At 65.6% G+C, this 19,849-nt stretch carries 18 protein-coding genes and 1 pseudogene; 6 read left to right on the top strand and 13 right to left on the bottom strand.

Annotated features, from left to right (window positions below; all coding sequences use genetic code 11):
• Window positions 1–2 precede the first annotated feature (2 nt).
• A complete protein-coding gene (locus tag ACSF9G_RS06535; RefSeq protein ID WP_436639723.1) occupies window positions 3–956 on the bottom strand; it encodes a TAXI family TRAP transporter solute-binding subunit in 954 nt (317 codons plus the stop codon).
• 280 nt (window positions 957–1,236) lie between these two features.
• On the opposite strand from ACSF9G_RS06535, the gene ACSF9G_RS06530 reads away from it, so the two are divergent.
• Genes ACSF9G_RS06530 through ACSF9G_RS06515 form a run of 4 tightly spaced genes read left to right on the top strand, consistent with a single transcriptional unit; the run spans window position 1,237 to window position 4,559 of the window.
• Window positions 1,237–2,022: an enoyl-CoA hydratase-related protein gene (locus tag ACSF9G_RS06530; protein WP_436639721.1), complete on the top strand. Its 786-nt coding sequence runs from the start codon at window positions 1,237–1,239 to the stop codon at window positions 2,020–2,022.
• Between the two features lie 22 nt (window positions 2,023–2,044).
• Window positions 2,045–2,845 (top strand): IclR family transcriptional regulator, encoded by an 801-nt coding sequence (locus ACSF9G_RS06525; protein WP_436639719.1) that lies wholly within the window; start codon window positions 2,045–2,047, stop codon window positions 2,843–2,845.
• Window positions 2,846–2,847: 2 nt separating this feature from the next.
• Window positions 2,848–3,765 carry an IclR family transcriptional regulator gene (locus tag ACSF9G_RS06520; protein WP_436639717.1) on the top strand — a complete coding sequence of 306 codons (918 nt, stop codon included), beginning with the start codon at window positions 2,848–2,850 and terminating at the stop codon, window positions 3,763–3,765.
• On the top strand, window positions 3,762–4,559 hold the full coding sequence (locus tag ACSF9G_RS06515) for an enoyl-CoA hydratase-related protein (protein ID WP_436639715.1): 798 nt from the start codon (window positions 3,762–3,764) through the stop codon (window positions 4,557–4,559). The genes ACSF9G_RS06520 and ACSF9G_RS06515 overlap by 4 nt, the downstream gene beginning before the upstream one ends.
• A gap of 10 nt (window positions 4,560–4,569) precedes the next feature.
• Here the strand turns inward: ACSF9G_RS06515 and ACSF9G_RS06510 are convergent, their stop codons facing one another.
• From ACSF9G_RS06510 to ACSF9G_RS06455, 12 genes are all read right to left on the bottom strand, one after another.
• Window positions 4,570–5,340 carry a CoA-transferase subunit beta gene (locus tag ACSF9G_RS06510; protein WP_436639713.1) on the bottom strand — a complete coding sequence of 257 codons (771 nt, stop codon included), beginning with the start codon at window positions 5,338–5,340 and terminating at the stop codon, window positions 4,570–4,572.
• A complete protein-coding gene (locus ACSF9G_RS06505; protein WP_436639711.1) occupies window positions 5,337–6,278 on the bottom strand; it encodes a CoA transferase subunit A in 942 nt (313 codons plus the stop codon). The genes ACSF9G_RS06510 and ACSF9G_RS06505 overlap by 4 nt, the downstream gene beginning before the upstream one ends.
• Window positions 6,275–8,392: an acetate--CoA ligase family protein gene (locus ACSF9G_RS06500; RefSeq protein ID WP_436639709.1), complete on the bottom strand. Its 2,118-nt coding sequence runs from the start codon at window positions 8,390–8,392 to the stop codon at window positions 6,275–6,277. The genes ACSF9G_RS06505 and ACSF9G_RS06500 overlap by 4 nt, the downstream gene beginning before the upstream one ends.
• Window positions 8,393–9,218: 826 nt before the next feature.
• Window positions 9,219–9,950 carry an SDR family NAD(P)-dependent oxidoreductase gene (locus tag ACSF9G_RS06495; protein ID WP_436639708.1) on the bottom strand — a complete coding sequence of 244 codons (732 nt, stop codon included), beginning with the start codon at window positions 9,948–9,950 and terminating at the stop codon, window positions 9,219–9,221.
• 15 nt (window positions 9,951–9,965) lie between these two features.
• Window positions 9,966–10,697, bottom strand: a complete 732-nt coding sequence (locus ACSF9G_RS06490; protein ID WP_436639707.1) for an SDR family NAD(P)-dependent oxidoreductase — start codon at window positions 10,695–10,697, stop codon at window positions 9,966–9,968.
• 68 nt (window positions 10,698–10,765) lie between these two features.
• Window positions 10,766–11,638 carry a beta-keto acid cleavage family enzyme gene (locus ACSF9G_RS06485; protein WP_436639706.1) on the bottom strand — a complete coding sequence of 291 codons (873 nt, stop codon included), beginning with the start codon at window positions 11,636–11,638 and terminating at the stop codon, window positions 10,766–10,768.
• Window positions 11,639–11,649: 11 nt separating this feature from the next.
• On the bottom strand, window positions 11,650–13,089 hold the full coding sequence (locus tag ACSF9G_RS06480) for an NAD-dependent succinate-semialdehyde dehydrogenase (RefSeq protein WP_436639705.1): 1,440 nt from the start codon (window positions 13,087–13,089) through the stop codon (window positions 11,650–11,652).
• A gap of 62 nt (window positions 13,090–13,151) precedes the next feature.
• Entirely contained in the window at window positions 13,152–14,483 is a 1,332-nt protein-coding gene (locus ACSF9G_RS06475) for a TRAP transporter large permease (RefSeq protein WP_436639704.1), read from the bottom strand.
• The gene (locus ACSF9G_RS06470; protein ID WP_436639703.1) at window positions 14,476–15,018 is read right to left on the bottom strand and encodes a TRAP transporter small permease subunit; all 543 of its coding nucleotides are present in this window, start codon (window positions 15,016–15,018) and stop codon (window positions 14,476–14,478) included. The genes ACSF9G_RS06475 and ACSF9G_RS06470 overlap by 8 nt, the downstream gene beginning before the upstream one ends.
• A gap of 47 nt (window positions 15,019–15,065) precedes the next feature.
• Window positions 15,066–16,106, bottom strand: a complete 1,041-nt coding sequence (locus ACSF9G_RS06465) for a TRAP transporter substrate-binding protein (protein ID WP_436639701.1) — start codon at window positions 16,104–16,106, stop codon at window positions 15,066–15,068.
• Between the two features lie 30 nt (window positions 16,107–16,136).
• A complete protein-coding gene (locus ACSF9G_RS06460) occupies window positions 16,137–16,535 on the bottom strand; it encodes an AtuA-related protein (protein WP_436639699.1) in 399 nt (132 codons plus the stop codon).
• Window positions 16,528–17,820 (bottom strand): acyclic terpene utilization AtuA family protein, encoded by a 1,293-nt coding sequence (locus tag ACSF9G_RS06455; RefSeq protein ID WP_436639697.1) that lies wholly within the window; start codon window positions 17,818–17,820, stop codon window positions 16,528–16,530. Before ACSF9G_RS06455 ends, ACSF9G_RS06460 begins: the two co-directional genes overlap by 8 nt.
• A gap of 99 nt (window positions 17,821–17,919) precedes the next feature.
• On the opposite strand from ACSF9G_RS06455, the gene ACSF9G_RS06450 reads away from it, so the two are divergent.
• Together ACSF9G_RS06450 and ACSF9G_RS06445 are read left to right on the top strand one after the other, a co-directional pair.
• Window positions 17,920–18,870 (top strand): LysR family transcriptional regulator, encoded by a 951-nt coding sequence (locus ACSF9G_RS06450; protein WP_436639695.1) that lies wholly within the window; start codon window positions 17,920–17,922, stop codon window positions 18,868–18,870.
• Between the two features lie 74 nt (window positions 18,871–18,944).
• Window positions 18,945–19,849: pseudogene (locus tag ACSF9G_RS06445) on the top strand (IS3 family transposase); the annotation flags it as partial.

Below are 19,849 nucleotides of genomic sequence, written 5' to 3'. Positions count from 1 at the left end.
AACTACTCGGCCGACTCCCAGTACGACATGGCGCCCGGATGCACTTCGATGCCGATGCCGACCGTCGACAGAATCGAGCCCTTGAAGTCGTAGTCGGCGAGCTGCGGCCAGACATCGATAAGGATCTGCTTGTTCTCACCGATTGCCTGCGCCACCTTGCGCGCGGTCTCATCGTCCATGAGCGAGAGGCGGGTAGCATAAACGATCGGGACGGACGGCGTGACGACCGCCGGATTGTCCTTGATGAACCCTGCCGGCAGCGTGGTGAAACCGACGCCGGGGATCTTCTCGGCGACAAGTTTCTGCTGTTCGGGCGTGAAGCCTAGGATGCGCATATCCACCGACGTCATCAGTTCCTGCAAGGTGGAGTCGACGCGATTGGCGGCAGCATACTTGCTGTAGCCGACCAACTGGTCGTTGCGCACGCCTTCGATCGCATCGGTGACCGTGCCGTACACGTAGTCCGGATTTATGCCGAACTGTTCGAAGCTCTGCGTGATGAGAAGCTCGCCGCCACTGCCGCGGATGCCGGGGGTGAACTTCTTGCCATCGAGCTCTTCCAGCGTGGTGATGCCCGAATCCGCACGCACCGCGATGTTGATGACCGAGTCGTTGTAGGGATAGAGCGCGACGAGATCCTCGACCGCATGGCCTTCAAACTGGCCGATGCCCTGCTTCGCCTGAACGAACACGTCTCCGGCGACGAGGCCGAGATCGATCTCTCCACGCACCAGGCGACGCACATTGTCGACGCTGGCACCGGTCTCCACGACAGTGGCGGTCGAGTCGGGGATGCCGGCCTCGATGGCCTGGGCCATCGCTACGGCGATCTGGTAGTGGCTCGATGTCGCGTTCGTCGAACCCAAGCTGAACGTCTGTGCCGCTGCCGGGCTCAATGTGCCTGCAGCAAGGCACATCGCGGCACCCAAAAGCGTTCTGCGTAGCTTCGTCTGCATTCAATCCTCCCTATCGTAGGTGGCCGCCTGCCTGCGGCCTATCGAAAAGCGCGTTGCGACGCCCGCTGCCGAGGTCGCGGGCCTTCCTTTCGGTAAGGCCGCACCTGGCATGTCAGAGCATGTGTGGCCCGGCAAAAACCTGCATTCCACGCCGGCAAAAATGGCACAGCGGGCAACCGCACACAAGCATATTTTGAAATATTGTTCCGCACTATGAGTTTCTGCTAGTGTTGCCTCGATCGCGCCGGACCGGCGCAAGGCGATGGAGGATTGCACTCGTATGCTGGCAGCGGAAACCGTGCTCTTCGAAGACTCGGAGGGCATCGCAACGATCACGCTCAACCGTCCCGAACGGCGAAACGCACTGTCCGTGGCCGCCGCGAACCGGCTGTACGACCTGTGGGAAGAGGTAGATCGCCGTGACGACATCCGGGTGGCGATCCTGACGGCCGCGCCTTGCGGCACCTTCTGTGCCGGCATGGACCTGAAGGAAGCGAGCGAGCTTCGTGCAACACGTGGTGTCGACGTTCTGACCCTGATCCGCGATCCGTTCCATGAGCGGATGCGTCAGGTGCGCAAGCCGATCATTGCGGCGATGACCGGCCATTTCGCAGCCGGGGGCTTCATGATCTCGCTCAACGCCGATTTGCGCGTGGGGCTGGCCGGCACGAGCGGAGGCATCACCGAAGCGAAGCGCGGGCGCGGTTCCCCCTGGGCGATGCCGCTGCTCTGGCAAATGCCCCAGCCGATTCTGATGGAAATGGTCCTCACCGGCGAATTGCAGACGATCGAAAGGCTGCACGCGCTGGGCTTCGTCAACCATATCGAGCCGACCGTGGAGGCCGTGCTGGCGCGTGCCCGGTCCCTGGCCGCGACGATCCGGGACAATGCGCCGTTGTCGGTGGCGGCCGGGAAAGAATCAATCTTGCGAACCATGGACTTGGGTTGCGCCGAAGGCCTTGAGAGCGCAAAACGAATATACGAGCATGTCTATGCGAGCGAAGACGCGCAGGAGGGGCCACGTGCCTTCGCCGAGAAGCGCCCGCCCGTGTGGAGCGGCAAATAAACGCGTGGGGAGTGGTGCGAAAATGGCTGCGGTGAAGGCGAAGGACACGACCATGGTCGTTTCTCTCGCGCGTGGCCTGAACATCCTGCGGGCCTTCCGCGCGATCGATGCGCCACTCGGCAACAAGGAGATCGCCGAGCGGACGGCGTTGCCGAAGGCGACCGTGGCGCGGCTGTCCTACACGCTGTCGCAGATGGGCTATCTGCGGCAGGTCGAGCCACACGGCCAGTACCATCTCGGCGACAAGGTAACCGCGCTGGGGCATGCGCTACTGCGTTCCCTGCCGGTGCGCCGGGTCGCCGAACCGCTGATGCAGGCGCTTGCCGACAAGTACGAGATGTCGGTCGCGCTTGGTATCGGCGACGGTCCCGACATGGTCTATCTTCACTACTGCTCCGGGCCGGAGACAGTGACCATGCGTCTTCGTATCGGCTCCCTGGTGCCGATCGCGCAGTCGGCGATGGGCCGTGCCTATATGTGGGCGCTGCCGGAGGCAGAGCGCGAGCATCACATGCAGGCCATTCGCGCTGCCGCGGGCGACAAGGCCGACACGGTTGAGGCGGAGCTGCGCGCCGAGATCGCCGAGGTCGACCGGCGCGGCTTCTCGGTGTCGTTCGGTGCCTGGCGGCGCGAGATTTTCGCCGTCGGGGCGCCGGTCTGGCTAGATCGTGGCGAGACGGTGCTGGCACTCAACTGCGGCACGCGGCGGCGTGGCCTGGACGAGGCGCATTTCCAGGAGACGCTCGGTCCCGAACTGATGGCGCTCTCGAGCGAGCTCGGCCATCGCATGGATCAGCTCGGCGCGAGCTTTTGGGACGAGTGAGCATGGCGACAAGTCGCGACGATTCCGCTGCTTCAGGGCAGGATGCCGACTCGAGTGGTTCGGAGCCGTCTCCGCGCGAACGGGTCCGGCGGAGGCGTACCAGTGGCGTCGTTTCCAAGGATCGTGATTTCGTCAATGCACTGGCACGCGGGCTGGCCGTTCTCGAGGCCTTCAGCACAACCGAGCAGGTGTGGCTGAACGGCATGGAAGTCGCTCAGCGCGTCGGCCTGCCGAAGCCGACGACCTCGCGGCTGCTGCAGGCCCTGACCGGGCTCGGTTATCTGCATTATTCGCCGCGGCGGCGCCAGTACCGACTGGGAACCTCCGTGCTCAGCCTCGGCTTTGCCGCGCGCGAGCCCTTCAGCCTCGGCGACCTGGTCCGTCCCTATCTCAAGGAACTCGCCGACACCTACAATGTCCACGCTTCGCTGGCCGGGCGGGACCGGCTCGACGTGATCGAACTGGAAGTCTGCCACAGCCTCAACACGCTGATGACGCTTCGGCTCGAGGTCGGCTCGCGCATCCCGCTGGCTGGTACCGCGACCGGCCACGCGCTGATCGCGCCGCTGCCGCAGGTCGAGCTCGATTATCTGTTCTCGCATCTCAAGGTCCGTCACGAGAAGCATTGGGACGAATTGAAGGCCAGCATCGAGAAGGGCCGAAGCGAGGTCGCCGACCACGGCTACACAACAGCGTCTGCAAGCTGGAATACGGATATCAACGGTGTTGCGGCGCCTCTGATCTTTCCGGGTGGCTCGCCGGTCTATGCCTTGGCCTGCGGGGCCCCGGCGCGGCACCTGTCCGCCGTCAAGCAACGCGCCATCGGACAGCGCCTCGTCGCCGTGGCGCACACCATAGAGAAGCAGCTCCGCGACGGCGGTGCATTCATCGAACCCATCGTTGCGGAGAACCAGTCGTGAGTGAGCCACGTGTATTGATCGACCGACGTTCAGACGGCGTCGTGGTGCTCACGCTCAATGACCCCGAGCATCGCAATCCGATGTCGGACGCAGAGATGATCGAGGCTCTCATTGCCGGACTGCAGGACGTGGAACGCGATCGCGATGCCCGCGTGCTGGTGATCACCGGTGCGGGGCCGGTCTTTTCCGCTGGCGGCAACGTCAAGGAGATGCACCAGAAGACAGGCATCTTCGGCGGATCACCGTCCGATATCGCAGAGGCCTATCGCGCCGCCGTGCAGCAATTGCCGATGATCCTGTCGCGAATCGACATTCCCACCATCGCCGCCGTGAACGGGCCGGCGATGGGCGCGGGATGCGACCTGACGCTGATGTGCGACCTGCGGCTCGCCTCCACCAACGCCGTCTTCGGCGAGGTGTTCGTCGATCTCGGGCTCGTGTCCGGCGACGGTGGCGGCTGGTTCCTCGTGCGCCACCTGGGCTATCAGCGCGCGGCCGAGATCAGTTTTCGTGCCCGCCCCGTCGAAGCGGCCGAGGCGCTGACGCTGGGCCTGGTGCTGGACGTTCACGAACCGGAAGACCTGATGGACCGCGCGCTCGAGCTCGCCGCCGAGATTGCAGCCAAACCGGTGCCGGCCATTCGCATGACGAAGCGCCTGCTGCGCATGGCGGAGCGCACGCATCTTCAGGACTATCTCGCCGCGGTCGGCGCCATGCAGGCGGCCGCCCACGGCACGGACGAGCACGCGGCCGCCGTCGCGGCGTTCGTTGAAAGGCGCAGCCGGCCGCGCTGACGGTCCGGCTTTACGCCTCGCGCAACAGGCCCTTCGGGTCCACCGTCTCGCGCAGCAGCGAGAGTTCGCGATCGCTCGGCAGCGCGGTCGTGGCCGTATCGTTTTCCGTGAGAAGGTCGAAACCGGTGTTGGCGGCCACCTCTTCCGGCGAGCTCCACGGATGAACCGACTTCAGGCGCATGCGCAACGTGTCGGGATGGAAGTCCATCACCGCAAGTGGCGTGACGCACAGGCGCGGACCGCCGGTGAGCCCGGCCGCCCGAAAGCTGTCGGGTCCGTCGAGATAGCCGGGCGAGGTAATGAAATCGACGCGTGGCACTAACGTGCGGGACGAGTGATTGCCGGTGCAGATGTAGAAGCGACGTGAGGTCGCCGCGTAGGAAATATTGGCCGCACCGGGGCCCCGCATCTTCGGTTTGTCGATGGTGCCGCCAATATGATGCAGGTTGATATTGCCGTAGGCATCCACCTGCATGCCGTTATGGAAGAAAAAGTCGAGGCCCCGGTGCGAATGGCCGAAAAGCTCCAGGAAGGTCTCGGCGGCTTCGCAGGCGCCGAGCGCGCGATCGTCCAGCATCGAGTTCCAAAGTTGCTTCGGCCTTGGATTGACGAACATCTCCCCGGCGATCTGGAGGTCGGGCGCATGTGTCAGTCGCGCCAGCATCATGGCGGCCATGGGGATCGCGGCCGACGCTCCGGCGGCGCCCAGTTCGCCATCCTGCAATTCGCGCGACAGGACAACCGCCTGCAATTCGGCAGGGGTGCAGGGACGTTCGGTCATAGTTCGGCCGCCTCGTTTTCGAGTTCCTTCATGCGCGCGGCTCCACCGACGCTATCGACGTAGGCCTGCGGATCCCGCGTGCGACGCACGTGGCGGTCGAGGTAGGCCTGGAGCTGGGGGCGCGCTGCATCACCGCCCCGCCGCACGGCTTCGGCCACGGTCGCATAGTGCTCGATATGGGCCTCGTCGATGCTGTAGAGCGGAAAGCTGCCAGTCGGATGGGCGCCATAGGGCAGCTCCACGATCGCGTCGACATAGATGCAGGGGATCGTCGTCTCTCGCGATCGCTCTACGATATTCTCGGTCGATACGATGCGATCCACGCTGACGATCACCCGTTCCGCCGCCCGCGCGATCATCTGGTCGGCATAGGTCATCGTCGAGAGATGCCGCACATTGCCATAGACATCGCCTTCCTGCGCATGAAGCAGCGCCAGCTTCGGCCGGATCGCCTTTGTGGCGAACAGCGTCTCGCCGGTGAAGGGGCACTCGATCGGAGCGATCAGCGGGTTGTTGGACGGTACGTCGGAGCCTTTCCAGGCGGCGACCGGCTGAAACGGAACGCCGTTTGCCGCCGCCAGGAATCCGCCCACGACCGACAATGCGTCGACGCAGTGCGCCGTGATGGTTCCGGCTTCCGCTGCCGCGCGGAACGACGGGCACATGCGATCTTCAAGCGTTACCGCCGGCAGAAACGTCTCGGCCACGCAGCCCGCGGCGATCATAAGATCGGCATCGAAACCGGAGCCCGGCGAAGAGATGAGTTTTAGATCCTGTCGACCCGATCGGATCACTTCGCGGACCAACGCCATCGGCCGGCCCTGTTTGAAGAGGCCGCCAAGCGCGAGCAGATCACCGTCGCCGAGCCATTCGCCGATAAGCGCTGCGGCCGCGTCGGTTTCGACGAGTTTGCGTCGCCGTTGCATCGTCTCGTTCATGCGCCGCACCGTGCCTTGAACACGCTCGCATCGAGCGGCCACGCGCCTTCGCCGGCCAGCCCGACGCCCACGGGATTCAACTCCAGGCCGGCGAAATCAGGCCCGAGCCTGGGGGCCAGCGCGGCGACGCCGGATACCAACGACACGAGCGCGTCGACATCGAGTAGAGGACGGCCGCGCGCGCCCTGAAGAATGCGCGAGATGCGGCAGCTTTCGATCATGCCGCGGACCTCGTCCTCGTCGAGCGGCAACACGCGTGTCGCCACATCCTGCATGATCTCGGTGTAGATGCCGCCGGCACCGAAAGTCAGTGTTGGGCCGAACTCCGGATCGAGACCGAGACCGACGATCACTTCCGCCTGCGGACGGACCGTCTCGGCCACCAGGAAGCCTTCGAACTCGAGGTTGTTCCGGTCGGCGCTTTCGAGCATGGCAGCCGCACGTGTCTCAAGCGCTTCCGCGTCCGGCAGCGCGACGGCCACAAGGCCGAACTCGGACTTGTGGACGACGCCACGCGCGATCCCCTTCAGGGTTACCGGATAGCCGATCGTGCCAGCGGCCTCCCGCACCTTTGCCATATCCATCCCGGACACGAAGGTCTCGGCCGGAAAAGGAAGGCCGGCAAGCTTCAGGAAGGACTTGCTTGCGGCTTCGTCGAGCGTTTCCAGATCGACATCAAGGCTCGGCGTGCTGTTGCTGCGCCCTTCGCGGAGAAGCCGCGACGGCTTGTCCCGCGCCGTCGCCAGCGCGGCGGCCCCCGCGACGGCCGCGGTGAAGGTATCGACACGAGTGAACGTGGGCGTCCCGGCCGCGCGAAGGTCGCGCAGGGCCTCACCATTGAAGATCTCGGACGGCCAGATCACCGAGACCGGCTTTCCGGTGCGCGCGTGCGTCGCCTTCACCGCCTCGGCCACGTCGGCGCCCCAAGGCGGCACGATCGGCGTGTTGGCTACCGCAATGGCATGGAGAGCGGGATCGTCGGCGAATGCGTCCAGACATTCCGCGAAACCACCGGGCCTGCGGAATGGCGTACCGCCAATGTCGACGGGATTGTTGGCGGACAGAAAGGCGGGGACGTCGTTTCGCATGCGTTCGACGGTGGCCGGGCCCGGCGTCGGCAGGCTGATCGCGCCGGTCTCTTCCAGAGCATCGGCGACGCAGCCGCCAAAGCCACCGGAGACGGTGATGATGCCCATCGTACGTGCCGCCGCGCCGGGCTGCGCCACGTAGTGGGCGACGGGCAGCAGATCCTCAATCGAACGCACATCAATCCAGCCGAGCTGGCGGACGGCGGCTTCATAGCTGCCGCGCGCTCCGACCAACGCTCCTGTATGACCGGCGGCGGCTCTGCGCCCCGCATCGGAGCGGCCCGTCTTGTACACGACAATCGGCTTGCCCGCGGCATGGGCCCGCCGCGCCGCTTCCAGCATCCGGTCGGGCTGGCGGAACCCCTCGACATACAGGGCGATCACACGCGTCGCGGGATCGTCCACCAGATAGTCGACGCAATCGGCCAGGGTGGTCACCGCTTCGTTCCCGGTCGAGATGAGATGGCTGAGGCCGATGCCGCTGCGTGCCGCTTCCTCCAGAAGCGCGCTGCCAAGCGCGCCGCTCTGAACGACGATGCCGATCTCGCCTATCGGCGCCAGCGCGGCACTGATGCGGCTCGTCGAGCTCATCGCCACGCGCTCCGCAAAGTTCACAAAGCCCGTGGTGTTGGGGCCCAGCATCGCCCCGCCACGCGCGGCAACCAATTCCGCCAGTTTGGCCTGGCGCGCCGCACCATCGGATCCTGATTCCGAAAAACCGCCCGTAATGACCACGAAGGAACGGCAGCCGAGTCCCAGTGCCTTCTCTACAACCGGAAAGACGTCGTCGGCGGGCACCGATACCAGAACGCAATCAGGCGTGTGCTCAAGCATGGCAAGATCGGTAACGCTCTCTACGCCGTCTATCACCACCGGTTCACGGGTAACGAGGTCTATCCGACCCGGATAGTCGTGCAGGCGCAAATGATCAAAGACGGCGCGCCCCCCGACCTGAAAAATGGCCTTCTTGGTGGAGACACCGACGATGGCGATAGACCGGGGATTGAACAGCTTATCTAGAGACACGGTTCTGACTTCGTTTGATGATGCGGACACGACGAATTGATAGCGGCCATGTCCAGAAAATCAAGAAAAATAAAACTTCATTCCGCATAGTGATTTAATATCGACGACAAACGATCCTCTCGTCACAGAGATTTTGTCCCGTCTCCGCTCGCTGATTATACGACATGCGCTGGCAAAGGTGGGACCCCGGGGACAACGCTGTGGCCGGATCAAGCGGCTCGCTCGCGACCGCAGGCGCATATCGTGGCTTCGCCGTTTAGCCAGAGGTGCTGTCGCCACGGCCCTCGACGGGCGCCCGCCCTCTTCCGCATGTCGTCAGCGCAGACCGCGCCACCCCACGCATCCGGCTTCGCGATCGACATGTGTCCGCTATCGGCTCAAGCGGCTCATCCAGAGTGAAGGCGCAACGTGCGAGACCGCATGCCTACGGAGTGCAGAAGGGCGCGGAAAGGCACGTGGCTGTGCGTGCCAGCGTCCACGGACGCGCCTTCGAGGCGTCGAGCCCGAAACGGAAGGGAAATGCGGACTCTTGTTAAAGCTGTGTTGCTTTGGACTGGCGTTTCCGCGCGCTCCGAATGCCGAGGACATCGATGTCCCCTGGAGCCGCTCAGCCAGTCAGACCGATAGCCGCGTCCATACGGAGCGGCTGCGTTGCGCCGGGATGACCCGTCTCGTCTGCGAGGGCGGTCGCTATCGTGCGGGAGCATGCGGGCATCGGTGATGACCCGCGCTATTCAGGCAGTCGGCGGATCACCTCCGACTGCCTGAATAGCGCGGGGGCTCCGAGCGTGCGAGCGCCGGAGCCCCCGGGGCAAGTCCGGGACGATTAGTCCATGTACAGGCCGCCGTTCACGTCCAGGATGCTGCCGCACATGTAGTTGGATGCCTCGCCGAGCAGGAAAACGATCGGCCAGGCGATTTCCTCGGCCGTGGCCATGCGCCCCAGCGGCACCTTGTCGGAGGCGAAGGGCTGGCCATCGAGAAGGCCGGTGTCGGCGCTACCCGGCGCGATCGCGTTGACGCGCACGCCGTGGCGCGCGCCCTTGAGCGCCAGCCACTTGGTCACGGCGTGGATGCCGCCCTTGGAGCCGACATAGTGCGGCCCGGCCTGGAGCCCGCCCATCTTGCCGGAAGCGGAGCCCACGAACACGATACGGCCCTGCCCCGCCTCGCACATCGAGCCGAACCAAGCCCGCGCCGTATTGATGGCGCCGCGCAGGTTGACGTCGATCACGCGGTCGAAGGCGCTGTCCCAGTCGGGCGCCTCCCAATCGTCGAAGGGCAGCACGCCGGCATTGACGACGAGCCCGTCGACGGGGCCGATCTCGGCGGCCAGGCGCTCGACGCCCTGCCGGTCGCAGACGTCGCAGGCATGGAAGCTGACCTGATCGCCATAGGCGTCGAGCCGTGCCATCGCCTCTGGCCGCTCCTCACGGTCGAGCAGGAAGACCCGCGCGCCCATGCCGAGCGCGGCCTGCGCGGTGGCGAAGCCGAAGCCGCCCAGTCCGCCCGTCACGACGATGCGCTGCCCCTGCAGCGAGAAGGGGTTGTCTTTCATTGTCTCGACCTTTCGTCAGAGCATGCTGAAACCGCCATTGACGTGGATCGTTTCGCCGGTGACGAAACTCGCCCAGTCGCTGGCCAGGAATGCAATCGCGCGGGCGATGTCCTCGGGCTCGCCGCGCCGCTTCATCGGGGTGGCGTCTTCCATCGCCGTGCCGATCTTCTCCAGAAGCGAGGCGACGAAGCCGGTGTCGACGAGGCCCGGCGAGACGCAGTTCACGCGCACGCGCGGCGCAAGTTCCGCGGCAAGGCTGCGCGAGAAGCTCAGCACGGCGCCCTTGGCGGCGGCGTAGTGGGCATGCTCGCGCGATCCCTTGTGGCCGGCCAGCGAGGCGATGTTGACGATCGCTCCGCCCTCGCCCATGGCATCGCCGAAAGCGCGGCAGGCGCGGAACACGCCGTCGACGTTGACGGCCATCATCGCCGCCCATTCCGCGTCGGTCATCTCGGCCACCATCCGGTCGCGATAGAGCCCGGCGGCCGTCACCAGCACGTCGCAGCGACCATACCGCTCCGTGACCGCGGCCTTGAAGCTGTCGAACGACGTCGTGCTGGTGACGTCGAGCGCGTGGCACAGCACCCGGTCGCCGTCCATGGCGGCGGTCGCGCCGGTGATCTTGTCGACGTCCAGATCGCCCAGCGCCAGGCTGGCGCCGAGATCATAGAAGAGCTTCGCCGTCGCGGTCGGAATGCCGCCGGCGGCCCCGGTGATAACGACGATCTTGTTTTCAAAGCTGAACATTCAGCGCCTCGTTGTCTGCTTTTCGAATAGGCGGTTCGGGGGGCCGTCCCGGAAGACGGCGCGTCCCGTCACAACCCCAGGAGCGTTCTGGCCTGCGTGGCCGATGCCGGGCTCGCGCCAAGACTGGCCAGGATATCGACGGCGCGCCTGACCAGCTGCGCGTTGCTGTCGGCCAGTTCGCCGCGGGCGATATAGAGGTTGTCCTCCAGCCCCACGCGCACATGCCCACCCGCGAGCCAGCTCTGCGCCACCATGGGGAACTGCATGGCACCAATTCCGAAGGCAGACCACTCGACATCCTGCGGCAAGCGGTCGCGCATCTGCAGGAGCGTCGCCGGATCGGCCTCCGCGCCCCACGGCACGCCCAGGCAGAGCTGGAAGATCGGCCTGGTGTGGAACACGCCCTCGTCCAACAGGCGCCGCGCCAGGCGAATGTGGCCGAGATCGAACACCTCGGCCTCGATCGTGACGCCGGCCCTGGTGATCTCGCTGGCCATCGTCCGCAGGTGGCCGGGCGTGTTGACGAAGACATGCTCGCCGAAGTTCATGCTGCCGACATCCAGGGTGCAGATGTCAGGGCGGATCTTAAGCACATGCTCCATGCGCTTGGCCGTGCCCTCGAGCGTCGTTCCCGGCGCGCCGACCTGCGGACGCGCCTCGTCGGGAACGAAGCGCGCGCCGGCGCCCGTCGTCAGGTTGACGATGACCTCCTGATTGCGCTCACGGATCAGCGCAACCGTCTCCTCGTAGAGATCGAGCCGCATCGAGGGCTGCCCGGTCTCGGGCTCGCGCACATGCAGGTGCACAATCGCCGCGCCGGCCTCGGCCGCCGCGAGCGCCGAGTCCGCGATCTGCGCCGGCGAGACCGGCACGGCCGGGCTCTTGTCGGCGGTATCGGCCGAACCGGTAATGGCGCAGGTTATGATCGGGTTCTGTCTCATGACGCCGCTTCTCAGACCGCCGGGCCTTCGGACACGTATTTCGTGACCAGGAACTCTTCCAGGCCTTCGGCCCCGCCCTCGCGGCCGTCGCCGCTCTGCTTGACGCCGCCGAACGGCGTCTCGGCCATCGAGGCGATGACGTGGTTGATGGTGACGACGCCGGCCTCGATCTCCTCGGCCGCCTGGCGCGCGGTGTCCATTGCACTGGTGAAGACGTAGGAGGCGAGCCCGACGGGAAGCCGGTTGGCCTCGGCGATGGCGGCATCCAGGCTGTCGACGGGCATGATCGGCGCCAGCGGGCCGAACGGCTCGTCGTTCATGATCTGGCATTCGGTCGTGACGTCGGCAATCACGGTCGGGGCCCAGAAATTACCCTGGTTGCCGACCCGGTTGCCGCCGGCAGCAATCCTGGCCCCGCGGGTGCGGGCGTCGGCGACCAGTTCCTCCATCACGTCGAGGCGGCGCGGATTGGCGAGCGGCCCCATCTCGGTGCCGTCGACGGCGCCGTTGCCCACTTTCACGCTGTTGGCGATCGTCGTCATCTCCTCGACGAAAGCGTCGTAGACCGGCGCCTCGACCAGGAAACGGGTCGGCGACACGCAGACCTGGCCGGCGTTGCGGTAGAACTTGCCGGTCGCCGCGACACGGGCCGCCTTGCGCACGTCGGCATCCTTCAGCACGATGACGGGGGCATGACCGCCCAGCTCCAGCGTGCAGCGGATCAGGTTGTCGCTGGCCAGCCGGGCCAGATGCTTGCCGACGGGGATCGAGCCGGTGAAGGAGACCTGCCGGATAACGTCGGACGCCATCAGGTAGGACGAGATCTCGGCGGGAACGCCGAACACCATGTTGACCACGCCGGCGGGAATGCCCGCATCGTGGCAGGCGCGGACGATCTCGACGCAGGTGCCCGGCGTTTCCTCCGACGCCTTGATGATCGACACGCAGCCGGCGGCCAGCGCCGCGCCGACCTTGCGCGCGGGCACGATGCCCGGGAAGTTCCAGGGCGACAGGCCGAGGGCCGGGCCGATCGGCTCCTTCAGCACCATCTGGCGATGGGTGGTGTTGCGCGCGGGGATGATGTGGCCGTAGGTGCGGCGCGCTTCCTCGGCGTACCATTCGAACACGTCCGCGGTGTAGACCATCTCGACACGGGCTTCCGGCAACGGCTTGCCCTGCTCCAGCGTCAGCACCTGCGAGATCTGTTCGCTGCGCTCGCGCAGCAGCGCGGCGACTTTCTTCAGGTAGGTCGAGCGCTCGTGGGCCGAAACCTTCTTCCACTTGGCGAAGGCCGCGCGCGACGACGCCAGGGCGTCATCGAGGTCGGCCCGGCTGGCATGCGGCAGCGTGGCGATCACTTCGCCCGTCGCCGGATTGTAGACCGGCTCGGACGCGCCCTCGGAGCCGTCGCGCCAGACACCATCGATGTACAGTTTCAACGTCGGATACATAGAGTTCATCCCTCTATTCGCAGGTCACAGGTCGTTGTCAGGGGAAACCGCCCGGGCGCCGGCTACATCAGGCTCGGCAGCCACAGGATGATCCCGGGGAACAGGATCGTCGCCGTCAGGGCGATCAACTGGATGAGCACGAACGGGATCGCGCCCTTGTAGATGTTCTTGACGCTTATCGTCTGCTTGGCGATGCCCTTCAGGTAGAACAGGGCAAAGCCGAAGGGCGGCGTGAGGAACGAGGTCTGCAGGCAGACAGCCAGCAGCACGCCGAACCAAAGGGCGATGTCCTGGGGTTCCACGCCTGCACCAAAATCCAGACCGACGATCACCGGCAGGAAGATCGGCACGACGATGTAGGTGATCTCGATCCATTCCAGGAAGAAGCCGAGGACGAACACGAGCGCCAGCACGGCGATCATCGTGCCGTAGGGCCCAAGCCCCATCGCGTCGGTGGCCGAGGCCACCAGGTCGTTGCCGCCAAGGCGGGTGAAGACCAGGGAGAAGCACGTCGCCCCGACCATCAGCCAAAGGACCATCGCCGTGGTGGTCACGGTCGAGCGCGTCGCCTCGCCGAGGATGCGCCGGTTGAGCCCGCCATGCATCGCCGCCAGGACCATCGCCCCGGCCGCGCCGATCGCGGCGGCTTCCGTCGGCGTGGCTATGCCGGCCAGGATCGATCCGAGCACGATGGTGATCAGCACCAGCGGCTCGACGAAGCCGCGCAGCTGGGTCAGGAAGCTGAGCTCCTCCCAGTCCTTGTCGACATAGGCGGGCGCGGCCTGGGGCCTGAGAAAGCAATAGGACAGGATCGTCACGAACATCAGGCCGGCAATGACCAGGCCCGGCATGATGGCCCCGGCGAACAGCTTGCCGACAGACACCTGCATCTGGTCGCCGATCAGCACGAGCATGATGCTCGGCGGAATGAGGATGCCCAGTGTGCTCGATGCCATGACGACGCCGGCGGCAAGCTCCTGGCGGTAGCCGGCCGCGTGCATGGCCGGCAGCGCGATGATGCCGAGCAGCACCACGGAGGCACCGATGACACCCGTCGCGGCGGCGAAGATCACGCCGATGATCACCACCGAAAGCGCGATGTTGCCGGGAAAGCGTCCCATCATGCGCGCCGACGACAGCAGCAGCGTGCGCACGATGCCGGAGCGTTCCAGCACCAGCCCCATGAAGATGAACAGCGGGATGGCCAGCAGCAGCCAGTTCATCATGACGTTCACGTAGATGCGCGACACCACGATGTTGAAGAAGCCCAGCGGCAGGCCGGCCAGCAGGCCGACGCCGATACCGACGCCGCCGAGCACGAACGCGACCGGAAAGCCGAGGAAGATGAAGACGATCAGAAGCCCGATCATCACCAGGGGCAGCATTTCAGTCATGGCGGACGGGCTCCCCCTTGACCAGGAAGACGATGTTGCCGCACAGGCGCGACAGGGTTTCCAGCGCGAGCAGGAAAAGTCCGACCGGGATGGCCGCCTTGAACAGGAAGATGTGCGTCAGGCTGCCCGAATGCGACGTCTCGGCGGCAAACCACGAGCGCTCGACGAAGCCGATCGAGGCCCAGCCGGTCACCGCCAGGAAGGGCAGCATCAGGAACAGGATCGCGAGGCTGTCGATCACGGCGCGCGTCCTGTCCGAGAACGTTCCGCTCAGCATGTCGACCATGACGTGCTCGCCGCGGCGCAAGGCACTCGCCCCGGCGAACAGGAACATGATGCCGAACAGGAAGGACTGCAGCTCGATCAGCGTGTTGGCGGTGACGCCGCTGCCGATGACGGGCAGCGACACGGGCCACGACACGACCTCGTTGAACCCGAGCAGGCGGGCGCCGATGCCGATCAGAACCAGAGCGATCAGCGGCAGGAGGAGGGCGGCGCTCAGCCGCCCTGCCCCATTTACGAGATATCCAATCACCACAAGTCCTCCTTGCAGCGGCCGCCCGCGGACGGCAACCGTCGCCGTTACTTGCGCGGCAGCACTTTCGCGTTCCACACGTCGACGCTCGCCACATAGGCGTTGATGGACTCGAGCGCGCGCTTGAAGAGCTCGTCCTGCTCGGCCTGTTCAGCCAGCGTCTCGTCGGTGGCGGTCTTGAGCGCGGCCATCACGGTCTCCGGGAACTCCCGGACCTCGACGCCCTCTTTCTCCAGTTCGACCAGGATGTCGCCCTGGAGGGCGTTGATGGCGTAGAGCGACCACAGCACGTTCGCCTGGCAGGTGGTCTCGATCGCCGCGCGCTGCGCGTCGGTCAGGCCCTCCCACGTGGTCTTGTTGACCAGCAGCGAGTTCCAGCTACCCGGCTGATGCCAGCCCGGGAAGTAATAGTACTTGCCGACTTCCGGCAAGCCGAGCTGACGGTCGAGCGAGGGATGGGAGAACTCGGCCGCGTCGATGCGACCACGTTCCAGCGCCAGATACACCTCGCCGCCGGGGATGAGCAGCGGCGTGACACCGAGCTTCTCCACCACCTTGGCACCCAGGCCGCCGATACGCATCGACAGGCCCTTCAGGTCGCCCGGCTCGTTGATCTCGACGTTGAACCAACCGCCCGGCTCCGGCGCGGTCAGGTGGCAGGGTACCGGAACCACGTCGTAAGGCGCATACGCCTCGCGCAGCAGCTCCAGGCCGCCGCCCTGATACATCCAGCCGACGAACACCTCGCCCTGCGGGCCGAACGGCATCGCGCCGATGAGATTGGCGACCGGGATCTTCGAACCCCAATAGGAGGTCCAGTCCCAGCCGGCCTCGATCGCGCCGGAGCTGACGGCGTCGAACACCTCGAAGGACGGGACCAGCTCGTTGGCCGAGAACACCTTGACCTTGAGGTCGCCACCGGTCACGGCTTCGAGCTGCTCGGCGAAGCGCAGCGAGGATTCGCCCTGATACAGCATGTTGTTCGGGTAGACGCTCTGAACCTCGAGCGTCTTGGCATAGGCCGGCGTCAACGCGGTCGCACCGCAGATCGCCATCGTGATTGCGAGCGCCTTCGTGCTCTTGGACATCGGTATTTCCTCCATTTTACAGCTAGGTGACTATTTCGAACTGGTGTCTTCGTCGCGCCGGTCTTCCGCGTTCCGGGCGGCGGCGGGATGGTCCTGCGGGACCTCGACCGTCATCGCCAGCAACGTGCCGCTCTTGGCCTTGCCGTGGGTGTCGAGCGTCAGCGCCTTGCTGACGCCGCCCGCCAGGGCCTGCTCGAGCACGAAATTGTAGGCACCGAGGCGTGGCAGGTCGTAGCGCCGCACGGCCCCTTTGACGTCGTCGCCGAAATGCGCGGCCACCCGTTCCGGCGTGGCCTGCTCGCCGATCAGCGCGTAGTCGGCCCGGTCGTAGGCGATCACGCAGATGCTCAGCGTGTCGCCCTTGTCGCCGGCGCGCGCATGGGCCAGGTCGTAGAGCGGCAGTGAAACCTTAGGCTCTATCTCAGGCATCGATCATCTCCACGGAGACGGACACGGTGTCGCGGGGGATAAGGGTGCTGACGATCTCGAGGGACCGGCGCACCACGGCGCGGGCACCGCCGCCGCCGGCCGGGCCGTTGGTGTAGAGCGCCTCGACCTCGGCGGCGAGAATGTCGGCCTGCTGGGTGTCGCGCACCCGCGCGCACATGTGCAGCCGCACGTCGCCGGTTCCGTATCGGGTGAACCAGATGTCCCGCGCCTTGCCGCGAAGGATCAGCTTGAAGCGCTTGCGCAGGATGTCCTCGGCCAGCGCCGCGCGCTCGAGCGCGCCCGGCCCGTGATAGGAAATGCCACCTTCGACGAGATAGCCGTTCTCCAGCGCCACCAGCACCTTCAGCGTCTCCGGCGCGGGCCGGCCGGCGATGCCGGTGACGTGCACGCCGTCCTGCGCCTCGTCGACTTCCGCCTGGCTCAGGTCGATGACGGCGTCGGGCGTCAGATACTGCGAGGGGTCGTGCACCTCGTAGAGAAGCTGCTCGGTCACCGTGCGGCGATCGACGACGCCACCGGTCTCCGACGGCTTGGAAATGACGATGCGGCCGTCGCAATGGACTTCGGCGATCGGGTAGCCGACGGTCTCGAGATCCGGCACGGTCTTGTTGACGGCATCGGCGAAATAGCCGCCGGTCGCCTGGGCGCCGCATTCGACGAGATGGCCGGCGACGAGGCCGCGCGCGGCCAGATCGAAGTCCGTGGGCGACCAGCCGAGCGCATGACGCACCGGGCCGAGCACCAGCGCCGGATCGGCGACGCGGCCGGTAATCACGACATGCGCCCCATCGGCGAGGCAGCGCTCGATGCCCTCGGACCCGAGATAGGCATGCGCGGAGATGCAGCCGCGGCCGATCTCGCTGAGCCGCACGCCATATTCCGGGATCATGACGTCGTCGCGCAGGATCGCCGCGCGCACGTCGTCACCGGTCACCACGCCGATGCGGCACGGAATGTCGCGGCGCGACCGTGTCTCGGCGATGCGCTTCGCCGCCCCGAGCGGGTCCACGCCGCCGCCATTGGTGATGATGCCGATGCCCTTATCGAGGCATTCGGGAAGATAGCGGTCCAGGCGGTGCAGCAGGCTGGGAAAGAAGCCGTCGCGGCCGATTTCCTGGGCGCCCTGCAGGATGGCGAGCGTCCGCTCGGCCAGCATTTCCAGAATGATGTAATCGACGGAGCCGTTCCTGATCAGGGGCCCCAACGCGTCGATCCGGTCGGACGCAAACCCCGCGCCGCCACCGATACGTACCGAATTGCGCACTCTCAAGCCATCCGCTTCGGGTTTCAGGTGGCGGGAAATTGACATAGCCGCCTTTACAAGTTAACGCCATGAATATCGATATATTGATAGGTAAAGCCTATGAGCCTGAGCGTTCAGCACATGCGATGGGTGGTCGCAGCCGCGGACTTCGGCGGATTCAGCCGGGCGGCCCGGCATCTGGGCATCAGCCAGCCGTCGCTGAGCGCCGTCATACAGGCCACCGAGGAGAAGTTCGGGGCACGGCTGTTCGACAGAACCACGCGCTACATCGGCCCCACCGCCTTCGGCGACCTGATCGTGTCGCGCATGCGGGCTGTAATCGCGGAATATGACGCGATGTTGAAGGACATCGAAGCGTTCCGCGACAGCCGGCTCGGCAACCTCGAAATCGCGTGCCTGTCCTCGCTGGCCATCTCGGTGGTGCCGAATGCGGTCCGGCAGTTGAAGGAGCGCTATCCGTCGATCCGGCTGGTGATCAACGAGGCCAATTCCGGCGGCGTCGCCCAGCAGGTCCGCGAGGGGACCGTGGACATGGGCATCTGCGCCGACACGCTGGCCTATGACGACCTGCTGTTCACGCCGCTCGCAGTGGAACGGCTGGGCGTCTTCTATTCGCGGGTGCACTTTCCGGAAATCCGCAAGCTGACCTGGCGAAAGGCGCTGACGCTGCCGCGCATCGCGATGACAGAGCGCACCGGCATCCCGTCCCTGCTCGACAAGCATCTGCCCAAGTTCCCCGACACCATTCCACCGGTCGTCGAGGTGACCAACCTCGCGACGATGCACACCATGGTGCGCAACGGCATCGGCATCGGCATCCTGCCCTCGTTCGCGCTGCGGCTGGACGACGGGGACGACCTCGCCGTCCAGTACCTGGCGGATCCGACCATCGACCGCAGGATCGGCGCGGTGAGCCGCCGCGGACGGACCCGTTCCCCGAGCGCACAGGTCTTCGCCGACATCCTGCACGGCCTGCTGAAGGAAACGCAGCCCGCCTTCGACCCGCCCGGGCAAGGCGAGCGTGTCGCCATGATGAGGGCCGGCGATTAGGGCCGACGTGGTATGCTCCCCGGAAAGTGGCCATTGGTCTAAGTTAGAGTTCGGCTCCAAAACTGGAGCTGAGAATGCCGAGAAAGCGCTATTCCCCTGAAGAGATCATCGCGATGCTGCGTGAGGCGGAGGTTCGTCTCAGCCAGGGCGAGACGGTAGGCCAGATCTGCCGCATGCTGGCGGTGTCGGAGCAGAGTTATTACCGCTGGCGCCGGGAGTACGGCGGGCTGAAAGTCGATCAGGCAAGACGGCTGAAGGATCTGGAGCGTGAGAACCAGAGGCTTCGCAAAGCCGTTGCCGATCTGACTCTGGACGCGATGATCCTGAAAGAGGCTGCAAAGGGAAACTTCTAAGCCCCTCGCGCCGTCGTGCCTGTGTCGACCACGTGGTGAGGGATCTCGGCGTCTCAGTGCGCCGTGCCTGCCATGTGGTCGGCCAGCATCGCTCCACCCAGCGCAAGCAGCCACAGGGCCGGCAGGATGAGGCCGCGCTAACCAGAGCGGTCATTCGCCTGGCTGAGCAATATGGTCGATATGGCTACCGCCGGATCACGGCACTGCTGAATGCCGAAGGTTGGGTGGTGAACGTCAAGCGCGTCTATCGCATCTGGCAGCGCGAGGGGCTCAAGGTACCCATGAAGCAACCGAAGCGCGGGCGTCTGTGGCTAGCGGACGGATCGTGTGTGCGGCTGAGGCCGACCCATCGCAACCACGTCTGGTCCTATGACTTCGTGCAGGATCGCACCCATGATGGCAGGGCGTTCCGGATGCTGGTCGTGATCGATGAACACACCCGCGAATGCCTGGCGATCGAGGTCGACCGAAAGCTCAACTCGCAGCGTGTGCTGGATACGCTCGCCGATTTGTTCGTCACGCACGGTCCGCCGGAGCACATACGGTCCAACAATGGGCCTGAGTTCATCGCCACCGCGCTGCGAGACTGGCTGGCAAGGCTCGACGTGAAGACACTCTACATAGAA

Source organism: Microbaculum mangrovi (genome assembly GCF_051390635.1).
Classification (GTDB): Bacteria; Pseudomonadota; Alphaproteobacteria; order Rhizobiales; family Tepidamorphaceae; genus Microbaculum.
The sequence above is the reverse complement of the archived record's forward strand: the minus strand, read 5'-3'. Positions and strand labels throughout refer to the sequence as shown.